The organism is Streptomyces daghestanicus, from assembly GCF_020521275.1.
Lineage (GTDB): Bacteria > Actinomycetota > Actinomycetes > Streptomycetales > Streptomycetaceae > Streptomyces > Streptomyces griseoviridis.
In genome coordinates this window covers 1,155,875-1,167,013 of record NZ_BNDX01000008.1, presented here as the reverse complement: position 1 = coordinate 1,167,013, position 11,139 = coordinate 1,155,875, and the positions used below count along the sequence as shown (strand labels likewise).

Here is an 11,139-nt window from a genome sequence, read left to right as displayed (position 1 = left end):
CGTGCGCAGAGGCGGCAGAGGGCGGTGGCGCCGCAGGTCGCGGCGGGTTGTCACGGTTCTGTCACGGGGGGCGGGGGCTCGTCCGGGGCGTCGCGGCGACCGCGCCCGGCGGCCGGTGGCCGGCCGCGCCGGGGGAGGGGGCCGGTGTCGCCGGGCAGCCGGCCGGCCTCCGCCAGGGACCGGCGCAACAGGAACTCGATCTGCGCGTTGGCGGACCGCAGCTCGTCGCCCGCCCAGCGCGCCAGCGCGTCGTAGACCGCGGGGTCCAGGCGCAGCAGCACCTGCTTGCGCGCCCGCGGCCGGCGCCGCGGGACGGCCTCCTCGCCGCCCCCCGCCGCTCCGCTCTCTTCCGGCTCTCCGGTCACTGGTAGAGCGTGCCCGTGTTCAGGACCGGCTGGGCGGAGCGGTCGCCGCAGAGCACGACCATCAGGTTGGAGACCATCGCCGCCTTGCGCTCCTCGTCCAGCTCCACGATGCCCTCCTGGGCGATCCGGGCCAGCGCCATCTCCACCATCCCGACCGCCCCGTCCACGATCTGCCGCCGCGCGGCGACGACCGCCCCCGCCTGCTGCCGCTGGAGCATCGCCGAGGCGATCTCGGGCGCGTACGCGAGGTGCGTGAAGCGGGACTCGACGATCTGCACGCCGGCCGCCTCCACGCGCGCGTGCAGCTCCACGGCGAGCTTCTCGGTGATCTCCTCCGCGTTGCCGCGCAGCGAGAGGGCGTCCTCGTCATGGGCGTCGTACGGGTACTCGATGGCGATGTGCCGCACGGCGGCCTCGGTCTGCGTGGAGACGAACTCCACGTAGTCGTCCACCTCGAAGGTGGCCTGGGCGGTGTCCTCGACCTTCCACACCACGACCGCCGCCAGCTCGATCGGGTTGCCGTAGGCGTCGTTCACCTTCAGCACCGCGGTCTCGTGGTTGCGCACCCGCGTGGAGATCTTGGTGCGCGAGGTCAGCGGATTGACCCAGCGCAGGCCGTCCTGCCGGATGGTGCCCCGGTACCGGCCGAAGAGCTGGACGACGCGGGCCTCGCCCGGCGCCACCATGTTCAGCCCGCACATCGCGAGGAACGCGGCGACGGCGAGCAGGATGCCGCCGATGATCAGCACGGCCTTGGTGCCGGCCGCGCCCACCGCCGTGGCGCTCACCACCAGGCCGGCGCCGGCCAGCAGTCCGGCCAGGCCGAGCAGCAGCGCCCAGCCGCCGCCGATGCTGGCGGCCTGGAACTCCCGCACCCGCGGGGCCGGCATGTCGGGCAGGTCGGCGGCGGGCCGCCGGGTCTCGTGTGCGGTCATGGATGATTCCCCGTCTTCTTCGATGGCTGTTTCCGCGCTTGCTGTTTCCTAGCTAACTGATATCACTTTACCCCGTCCCGGCAACCCCCGACCCCTCCCGGACGTCGGTTCCGAGTGGACGGGGTGCTGATTGTCACGTCCGTAAAAGGCTGGATCGGCGACCCTTTGTCATACCTGGCGGTGCTAGCTTTCTACGCTGACCTGCTGACGGAACCTGTGTGACTCCTGAGCACACACGAACGAAGCGGAGCGAGACGGGCCCATGGGACGAGCGGACGAAAGAAGAGCGCGGCAGCGTGGCGGTCGCCGCGCCGCGCCCAAGCGCCGCCGTCCGGCCGCGGACGGCAAGGGGCGGATACGCCGGCTCTTCACCTGGAAGAAGATCCTCGGGACCTTCTTCGGGCTCTGCCTGCTCGGCATGGGCGCCTTCGCCGTGCTGTACATGATGATCCAGATCCCCGAGGGGAACGCGGACGCCCGGCTCCAGAGCAACGTCTACAAGTACAGCGACGGCACGGTCCTGACCCGGGACGGCGACCGCAACCGCGAGATCGTCGACCTCGCCAAGGTGCCCAAGGACGTCCAGCACGCCTTCGTCGCCGCCGAGAACAAGACCTTCTACGAGGACTCCGGCGTCGACGTCAAGGGCACCGCCCGCGGTCTGCTCAACACCCTCTCCGGCAAGGGCGCGCAGGGCGGCTCGACCATCACCCAGCAGTACGTCAAGAACTACTACCTCACCCAGGACCAGACCGTCACGCGCAAGCTGAAGGAACTGGTCATCTCCCTGAAGCTGGACCAGCAGAAGTCCAAGGACTACATCCTCGCCGGCTACCTGAACACCAGCTACTACGGCCGCGGCGCCTACGGCATCCAGGCCGCCGCCCAGGCCTACTACCGGGTCGACGCCGAGGACCTCACGGTCCCGCAGGGCGCCTACCTCGCCGCGCTGCTCCAGGCGCCCAGCCAGTACGACTGGGCGGTCGCCACCGAGACCGGCAAGAAGCTGGCCAAGGAGCGCTGGAACTACGTCCTGGACAAGATGGCCGAGCAGGACTGGCTGAGCGCCGCCGACCGGAAGGCCGCCGAGTTCCCGGTGCCCGAGGAGCCCCGGGGTGTCGCGGGCATGCAGGGGCAGACCGGGTACCTGGTGGACGCGGCCAACGACACACTGGAGAAGCAGCTCGTCGCGGACGGCACCGCCGAGGACGCCAAGCAGGCCGCCGCGATGGTCGAGGCGGGCGGCTGGACCATCACCCTCAACATCGAGAAGAAGAAGCAGGCCGCGCTGGAGAAGAGCGTCAAGGCCCAGCTCACCGGCAAGCTCGACCCGGACGCGCGCGACGTCGACGCCGACGTCCAGGCCGGCGCGGTCTCCGTCGACCCGAAGACGGGCGCGGTCGTGGCGATGTACGGCGGCGTGGACTACCTCAAGCACTACGTCAACAACGCCACCCGCGAGGACTACCAGCCGGCCTCCACCTTCAAGCCGGTCATCCTCGCCGCCGCCGTGGACCAGGACGCCGAGACGCAGGACGGCGTGCCGATCACGGCGAACACGATCTACGACGGCACCAGCAAGCGCCCGGTCGTCGACGACGGGGTGAAGGTCGGCTTCGCCCCCGAGAACGAGGACGACGCCGATTACGGCGACATCTCCGTACAGACCGCCATGAACAAGTCCGTCAACTCCGTCTTCGCGCAGATGGGCGTCGACGTCGGCATGGACCGGGTGGTGGACGTCGCCGGCGACCTCGGCATGGACACCGAGGGCATGGAGGCCGTACCGGCGCAGACCCTGGGCAGCATGGGCGCGAGCCCCCTGGAGATGGCCGGCGTCTACGCCACCCTCGACCACCACGGCAAGAAGGTCACCCCGGCCGTCGTGAAGTCCGTCGAGCACAACTCCCGCGCGGTGGAGCTGCCCGACCCGGTCGGCGGCCAGGTCATCAGCCGGGAGGCCGCCGACACGGTGACCAGCGTGCTGACCGGCGTGGTCGACGACGGCACGGCCCAGGAGTCCGTACGGGACAACCCGCTGCGCGGGGGCCAGCAGGTGGCGGGCAAGACGGGCACCTCCGACAACAACAAGTCGGCCTGGTTCACCGGTTTCACCCCCACCCTCGTCACCTCCGTCGGCCTGTTCGGCGAGGACGCCAAGACCCACGGCCAGGTCCCCCTGTACGGCGCCGGCGGCAACGACCGCGTCAACGGCGGCGGGTACCCGGCGCGGATCTGGGCGGCGTACACCTTCGGCGTGATGACGCAGACCAGCACGTTCGACCTGGACACCAAGCAGGGCGCGGCGGTCGCGCCCACCACCTCGGCCCCGCCGACCGAGACCACCTCGTCACCGCCCGCGGAGGAGACGACCAGCGCTCCGCCGAGCGAGGAGGAGACCACCTCGGCCCCGCCCACGGACGAGGAGACCACCTCGGCCCCGCCGACCGGCGAGGAGACCACCTCGGCCCCGCCGACGGGCGAGGAGACGACCTCCGCGCCGCCGAGCGGCGAGGAGACCGGCGACGACGACGGCGGCGGCTGGCTGGACGACGACCGCTGACCGGCGGACGGACGGCGACGGCGCGAGGGGCGCCCGGTGCACACCGGGCGCCCCTCGCGCCGTCGGGACCGCCGCCCGCTCAGCCGTGGTTCAGCTCGAACCAGACCACCTTGCCCGTGCTCAGCCGGGTCGCGCCCCAGCGCCGGGCCAGACGGTTGACCAGGTACAGACCGCGACCGCCCTCGTCGGTGGCGCGGGCCTGCCGCAGGCGGGGCAGTTGCGGCACGTCGTCGCCGACCTCGCAGCGCAGCACGTCGGTCCGCAGCAACCGCAGGGTCACCGGCCGGGTCGCGTACCGCACCGCGTTGGTCACCACCTCGCTGACCAGCAGCTCCACCGAGTCGGTCAGCTCCTGAAGACCCCAGCGGGCCAGCGCGTGCCGGGCCAGGCGGCGGGCCCGGCCGGGCGCGGCGTCCTCCGGCTCCAGGTACCAGTACGCCACGTCGCTCGGCGCGATCCCGTCGAAGCGGGCGGCGAGCAGCGCGATGTCGTCGTCCCGGTCGCCCGGCCCGAGCATGTCCAGCACCTCGTCGCACAGCGCTTCCAGCGGCGGCGAGTGGTCCGGGCCGGTCAGCTGCGCGGTCGCGGCGAGCTTCTCCCGCAACTGCTCTATGCCGGTCCACACGTCCCGCAGCCGGGACTCCACCAGCCCGTCCGTGTACAGCAGCAGGGTGGCCCCGGCGGGCGCGTCCAGCTCCACCGCCTCGAAGTCCACGCCGCCGACGCCGATCGGGGCGCCCGGCGGCACCCGCAGCACCTCGGCCCGGCCGCCCAGGTGCAGCAGGACGGGCGGCGGATGGCCGGCGTTGGCGATGGTGATGCGGTGCGACACCGGGTCGTAGACCGCGTAGAGGCAGGTCGCCATGCGATCGGTGCCCAGCCGCTGGGCCTGCTCGTCGAGGTGGTGCAGGACCTCCTGCGGCGGCAGGTCGAGGCCCGCCAGGGTCTGCGCGGTGGTACGGAGCTGGCCCATGATGGCCGCCGACGTCATGGAGTGCCCCATCACGTCCCCGACCACCAGGGCGACCCGGCTGCCGGGCAGCGGGATCGCGTCGTACCAGTCACCGCCGACCCGGGCGGTCTCCGCGGCCGGGAGGTAGCGGGAGGCCAGCCGGACGCCGGTGCAGCGCGGCAGGTTCTCCGGGAGCATCGTGCGCTGCAACTCGTCGGCGATGTACGCCTCACGGCCGTACAGCACCGCCTTGTCGATGCCGAGCGCGCTGTGCGTGGCGAGCTGGGCCGCCACCAGGAGGTCCTCCGCCTCGAACGCGATCCGCTCCGGGCGGCGCAGGAACAGCGCGGCGCCGATCACCCGGCGCCGGCCGCGCAGCGGCGCGAGGATGGCCCGACGGCCGCCGGGCACCGCGAAGTCGGAGACCTCGCCCAGGAGTTCGGGCAGCGCGGCGCGGGCCGCCGGGGCGTCCGTGAACACCGGGCGCACCCCGCGCAGCACCTCCGCCAGCGCACTGCCCGGCCGCACCTCGCACAGCTCCGCGCCGACCGCGTCCAGCTCGGTCGGCTCCGGCTGGACCGGCGGCATGAACCCGCCCTCGGTGTCCCGCTCGGCGGGAATCCGGTCGGTGCGGCGCAGCCGCAGCACCAGCGGACCGGTGGGCCGCTCGTCGCCGACCGGCAGCGGCTCGCGCAGATAGACCAGGATCGCGTCGGCGAACGTGGGCACGGTCGCCCGGCACAGCCCCATCACGATCTCGTCGAGGTCCATGCCGCGGGCGATCCGCCGGGTGGCGGCGCCGACGAACCGCAGCCGGTCCCCGTCCCGCCGCATCGGCGTGGGCTGCCCCGGCGGCCGGGGCCGGCCGCTGCGCCGCTCCGGGACGGCCGGCTGACCGGCCCCGCCCTCCGGCACCGGGACCGGCCGGGGCCGGTGGGCGTCGGGTCCGGCCGGGTCCTCGGCGCCCGGCTGGGCGTGCTCCGAGACGCCGGCGGCGTCCCCGCCGGCGGCCGGCGGCGCCGGCGTGTCCCCGGAGCGGTCCTGCGCCGGCGGCGCGCCGTCCGGGGCCCGCGGCGGGACCGGGGTGTGCAACAGCGCCCCGCGGGGGTCCGTGGGGTCGGCGCCCGCCTGGGGGCGCTCGAAGGAGATCGGGTGCTCCGTCACGCGTGTCGAATCCATCCGTCCGCGACTGCGCGCCGCACGTGCAGTTCGTCCCGCAGAAGTCCCGATACCCGGAACACACGCCCCGGGAACGGATTTTCCGCGCGGTCAGAGGCTGTTCCTGGACCGCTGCCGGGCCGGCCGCGGTCCGTACCGGCGTCGCCCTCGTACCCCTCGCTCACGTCCTGCCGCCCCTCGGTGACGTTCGGTCAAGCCCTGCGTGTGCCACGCCTGTTGCCACCGCGAGCCCTTGCGGAGGACGATCCTACGTTTCATGCCCGGGGGCACATCAAGGGTCTCATGAGGACACGTGCGCGGGCGTGCGATCCCAGTCCGCCGGAAGGTCCGGTACCGGCCACGACGGGTCCGGGCGCCAGTGCTCCCAGCCCTCCGAGTACGGCGGCCCCCAGGCGCGGATCACCTCCACCGCGGCCCGCCCGGCCTCCCGCACCCGCGCGGCGAGCGCCGCGTCCATCAGCCCGTCCCGCTGGGCCTGCGCGAACTCGTCCTCGTCCCGCCAGTGCCAACTGCGGTCCGGGTGGACGGAGATGTCCAGGAAGTGGTCCTCGGAGTCGACGCCCCCCGACCACCGGGCCAGCGGCTCCTCCAGGTTCACGTACCAGTTCTTGAACCGCCAGCCCGACTCCCAGAACAGCCACACCGACCAGGGCTCGCCGGGTCTGGCCAGTTTCAGCACCCCGGTCCCGAGCCAGCGGCCGTGCGCCACGGTCCGGGGCCGGGTGTAGCGGGAGGCCAGCGGCTCCCGGTGCGGGGGCGTGCCGTCCGCCATCACCGGCTTCACGCACTCGGTGCCGGGAGCCAGCCAGACGGCGAGCAGGTCGGGGTCGTCGCGTACGACGGTGACGGGGCGGGCGATGTGGAGGTGCGGGCCGCCGTTCTCCCGGTACCGCCACAGGATCTGGCTGCCGGGGGTCCAGAACGCCGCCGGCCCGTGCCCTCGTGCCGCTGTGCTCACCGCTTCACCGTCTGCCATGGACAGATATTAGGTGCCGCGGACCACCCGCGCTGCGGCATCCGTCACGCCGGCCGGAGCGTTCCCCGCACGTGCCGTCCGGCGTGACGTGCCGGTCACGGGCGGGTCATGCGCAGGACATCGAGGGCCTCGTCGAGCTGCTCCTCGGTGAGGTCGCCGCGCTCCACGTACCCGCCCTCGACGACGACCTGACGGATCGTCTTCCGCTCGGCCAGCGCCTTCTTGGCGACCTTGGCGGCCTCCTCGTACCCGAGGTACTTGTTCAGCGGCGTGACCACGGACGGCGAGGACTCGGCGTACTCGCGGGCCCGCTCGCGGTGGGCGACGACGCCGTCCACGGTCCGGTCGGCGAGCAGCCGGGAGACGTTGGCGAGCAGCCGGATCGACTCCAGCACGTTCTTCGCGATGACCGGCAGCATCACGTTCAGCTCGAAGTTGCCGGCCGCGCCCGCCGTCGCCACGGTGGCGTCGTTGCCGATCACCTGCGCGGCGACCATCAGCACCGCCTCCGGGATGACCGGGTTCACCTTGCCCGGCATGATGGACGACCCCGGCTGGAGGTCGGGCAGCGAGATCTCGGCGAGGCCGGTGCGGGGGCCGGAGGACATCCACCGCAGGTCGTTGGCGATCTTCGTCAGGCCGACCGCGATGGTCCGCAGCTGCCCGCTGGTCTCCACGATGCCGTCCCGGGCGCCCTGCGCCTCGAAGTGGTCGCGGGCCTCGGTCAGCGGCAGCCCGGTCGCGCGGGCCACCTCCGCGATGACGGCGGCGGAGAAGCCGGGCGGGGTGTTGATGCCGGTGCCGACCGCCGTGCCGCCCAGCGGCAGTTCGGCGAGCCGGGGCAGGGAGGCACGCAGCCGCTCCACGCCGTACCGCACCTGGGCCGCGTACCCGCCGAACTCCTGCCCCAGCGTCACCGGGGTCGCGTCCATCAGGTGCGTCCGCCCCGACTTGACGACGTCGGCGAACTCCTCGGACTTGGCGGTGAGGGACGCGGCGAGGTGCTCCAGCGCCGGGATCAGGTCCCGGCTGACGGCGGCGGTCGCGGCGATGTGGATCGAGGAGGGGAAGACGTCGTTGGACGACTGGGAGGCGTTGACGTGGTCGTTCGGGTGCACGTCCCGGCCGAGGCGCTCGGTGGCGAGGGTGGCGATGACCTCGTTGGTGTTCATGTTGGACGAGGTGCCGGAGCCCGTCTGGAAGACGTCCACCGGGAAGTGCTCATCCCACGCGCCCTCGGCGACCTCGGCCGCCGCCGAGCGGATCGCCTCCGCGATCTCCTGGTCCAGCACCCCCAGCTCGGCGTTGACCTTCGCCGCCGCGCCCTTGATCCGGGCCAGCGCCTCGATGTGCGCGCGCTCGATGCGCTGCCCGGAGACGGGGAAGTTCTCCACGGCCCGCTGGGTCTGGGCCCGCCACTTGGCGTGGGCGGGGACACGGACCTCGCCCATGGAGTCGTGCTCGATGCGGTAGTCGCTCATACCGGGTACAGCGAACGGGGCGGGCGGGTTGTTCCGGGGGAGGGGCGCCGCTGGGCCGAGTGGGGGGGAGCGGGGGCAGGGCGCGGCGCTCCGCCCCCGTCGGGCAGGCCCTTACGCCAGCCCCGGTCCCCGTACCGGAATGCTCGTGAACGTGGGCTGCGGGGCCGGGTCCTGGAAGAAGTCGTTCCCCTTGTCGTCGACGACCACGAACGCCGGGAAGTCCTCGACCTCGATCCTCCAGACCGCCTCCATCCCCAGCTCCTCGTACTCCACGACCTCCACCTTCTTGATGCAGTCCTGGGCGAGCCGCGCCGCCGGGCCGCCGATGGAACCGAGGTAGAACCCGCCGTGCGCCGCGCACGCGTCCGTGACCTGCTTCGACCGGTTGCCCTTGGCCAGCATCACCTTGGAGCCGCCCGCCGCCTGGAACTGCTCGACGTAGGAGTCCATCCGCCCGGCGGTCGTGGGGCCGAAGGAGCCGGACGCGTACCCTTCCGGCGTCTTCGCCGGACCGGCGTAGTACACCGGGTGGTCCTTCAGGTACTGCGGCATCTCCTCACCCGCGTCCAGCCGCTCCTTGATCTTGGCGTGCGCGATGTCGCGGGCCACGACCAGCGGACCGGTCAGCGAGAGCCGGGTCTTGACCGGGTACTTGGTCAGCTCGGCGAGGATCGCCTCCATCGGCTGGTTCAGGTCGATCCTGACGACGTCGCCGGCCTCGTCGAGCTGTTCGTCCGTCGTCTCCGGCAGGAACCGCGCCGGGTCGGTCTCCAGCTGCTCCAGGAAGACGCCCTCGGCGGTGATCTTCGCGACGGCCTGCCGGTCGGCCGAGCAGGACACGGCGATCGCGACCGGGCAGGACGCGCCGTGCCGGGGCAGGCGGACGACCCGGACGTCGTGGCAGAAGTACTTGCCGCCGAACTGCGCCCCGATGCCGATCTTCTGCGTCAGCTCGAAGACCTTCTCCTCCAGCTCCTGGTCCCGGAAGCCGTTGCCCAGCGGCGAGCCCTCGGCCGGCAGGTTGTCCAGGTAGTGCGCGGAGGCGTACTTGGCGGTCTTGAGCGCGAACTCCGCCGACGTGCCGCCGACCACGATCGCCAGGTGGTACGGCGGGCAGGCCGCCGTGCCGAGCGAACGGATCTTCTCCTCCAGGAACTTCATCATGGAGGTCTCGTTCAGGACCGCCTTGGTCTCCTGGTACAGGAACGACTTGTTGGCGGAGCCGCCGCCCTTCGCCATGAAGAGGAACTTGTACGCGCCGCCGTCGGTCGCGTACAGCTCGATCTGCGCCGGGAGGTTGGAGCCGGTGTTCTTCTCCTCCCACATGGTCAGCGGCGCCATCTGCGAGTAGCGCAGGTTCAGGTTCTTGTACGCGTCGTAGATGCCCCGGCTCAGGGCCTCCTCGTCGCCGCCCTCGGTCAGCACGTTCTGCCCGCGCTTGCCCATGACGATCGCCGTCCCGGTGTCCTGGCACATGGGCAGCACGCCCGCCGCCGCGATGTTCGCGTTCTTCAGCAGGTCCAGGGCGACGAACTTGTCGTTGGACGATGCCTCCGGGTCGTCGATGATCCGGCGCAGCTGGGCGAGGTGGGCCGGGCGCAGATAGTGCTGGATGTCGTGGACGGCCTCCTCGGCCAGCCTGCGCAGCGCCTCCGGCTCCACCTTGAGGAAGGTCCGCCCGTCGGCCTCGAAGGTGGAGACACCCTCGGAGGTCACCAGCCGGTAGGGGGTGGTGTCCTCTCCCTGGGGGAGCAGATCGGTGTACGCGAACTCAGGCATCTCGCCCATTCCTCACTCGACAGACGGCCGCTGGCCTCCATTGGCAGCGTCCACCAGCGTAGAACCTGCCGCTGACGCCGGGCTTGTGAGGTTGTCCTCAGTGATGCGGTCCCCGGTGATCAGGGCCGCCGGGGTCTGGTCGCGATCTATCGCGTTTCGGTACGCTGCTGCCGTGGACCTTCACCAGCACGCGCCGCAGCAGGACGCCGCCCCGCCCGCCACCGATCTGCGTGCCTCGGACGCCGACCGCGACCGCATCGCCGACATGCTGCGCGAGGCCCTCGCGGAGGGCCGCCTGACCGCCGACGAGCACGCCGAGCGCGTCGGGGGCGTGCTGTCCGCGAAGACCGTCGGTGAACTCGACGTCTTCGTACGGGACCTGCCCGCCGCCCACCAGCGGCGCTCGGCGCCCGCCGCCGCGCCGTTCCACCCCGCGCCCGGCGCGCTCCCCGCCGAGCCCGACGACAACGTGGTGGCGGTGTTCGGCGCCGCCGTCCGCAAGGGCCGCCGCCGCGCGGGCCGCCGTATCCACGTCTACGCGGTGTTCGGCAGCGTCGAGATCGACCTCAGCGAGGCGGTCTTCGAGTACCAGCAGGTGGTGATCAAGGCGTTCTCGGTCTTCGGCAGCGTCGACGTCCGCGTCCCGGAGAACGTGACGCTGCGCGGCGCGGGCGGTGCCGTGCTCGGCAGCTTCGAGGTCGACACCGCCGACTCGGCCGAGCCCGAGGCGCCCGTGGTCCTCGTCGACGGCTGGGCGGTCCTGGGCAGCGTCGAGGCCCGCCCGAAGCGGGGCCGGCTGATCGAGGACATCCTGCACCGGGTGCAGCGCACGGTCGACCGGCATGTGCGCAAGCATCTGTAGGCGGGCGGTTGCCTCCGGCGGTTCGGGACCCAGTGCATAGGCGCGCG

General features: G+C 72.4%; 8 protein-coding genes. 2 read left to right on the top strand and 6 right to left on the bottom strand.

Annotated elements, in window-relative coordinates; genetic code table 11:
* Positions 1–50 precede the first annotated feature (50 nt).
* Positions 51–365: a type II toxin-antitoxin system antitoxin gene (locus Sdagh_RS14600; protein ID WP_189415419.1), complete on the bottom strand. Its 315-nt coding sequence runs from the start codon at positions 363–365 to the stop codon at positions 51–53.
* Positions 362–1,300 (bottom strand): SPFH domain-containing protein, encoded by a 939-nt coding sequence (locus Sdagh_RS14595; protein ID WP_189415417.1) that lies wholly within the window; start codon positions 1,298–1,300, stop codon positions 362–364. Before Sdagh_RS14595 ends, Sdagh_RS14600 begins: the two co-directional genes overlap by 4 nt.
* Positions 1,301–1,562: 262 nt before the next feature.
* On the opposite strand from Sdagh_RS14595, the gene Sdagh_RS14590 reads away from it, so the two are divergent.
* Positions 1,563–3,863: a transglycosylase domain-containing protein gene (locus Sdagh_RS14590; protein WP_189415415.1), complete on the top strand. Its 2,301-nt coding sequence runs from the start codon at positions 1,563–1,565 to the stop codon at positions 3,861–3,863.
* Between the two features lie 79 nt (positions 3,864–3,942).
* Here Sdagh_RS14590 and Sdagh_RS14585 read toward each other — a convergent pair whose 3' ends face one another.
* From Sdagh_RS14585 to Sdagh_RS14570, 4 genes are all read right to left on the bottom strand, one after another.
* Positions 3,943–5,994, bottom strand: coding sequence for an ATP-binding SpoIIE family protein phosphatase (locus tag Sdagh_RS14585; protein WP_190077515.1), 2,052 nt, complete (start codon positions 5,992–5,994; stop codon positions 3,943–3,945).
* Between the two features lie 280 nt (positions 5,995–6,274).
* A complete protein-coding gene (fomD, locus tag Sdagh_RS14580; RefSeq protein WP_189415411.1) occupies positions 6,275–6,970 on the bottom strand; it encodes a cytidylyl-2-hydroxypropylphosphonate hydrolase in 696 nt (231 codons plus the stop codon).
* 95 nt (positions 6,971–7,065) lie between these two features.
* Positions 7,066–8,451, bottom strand: coding sequence for a class II fumarate hydratase (locus Sdagh_RS14575; RefSeq protein WP_190077514.1), 1,386 nt, complete (start codon positions 8,449–8,451; stop codon positions 7,066–7,068).
* 111 nt (positions 8,452–8,562) lie between these two features.
* Complete coding sequence (locus Sdagh_RS14570) at positions 8,563–10,239, bottom strand: fumarate hydratase (protein ID WP_306887332.1); 1,677 nt, start codon at positions 10,237–10,239, stop codon at positions 8,563–8,565.
* A gap of 163 nt (positions 10,240–10,402) precedes the next feature.
* Here Sdagh_RS14570 and Sdagh_RS14565 point away from each other — a divergent pair, with 163 nt between their 5' ends.
* Positions 10,403–11,092 (top strand): DUF1707 SHOCT-like domain-containing protein, encoded by a 690-nt coding sequence (locus tag Sdagh_RS14565; RefSeq protein ID WP_190077513.1) that lies wholly within the window; start codon positions 10,403–10,405, stop codon positions 11,090–11,092.
* The last annotated feature ends 47 nt before the right edge of the window (positions 11,093–11,139 follow it).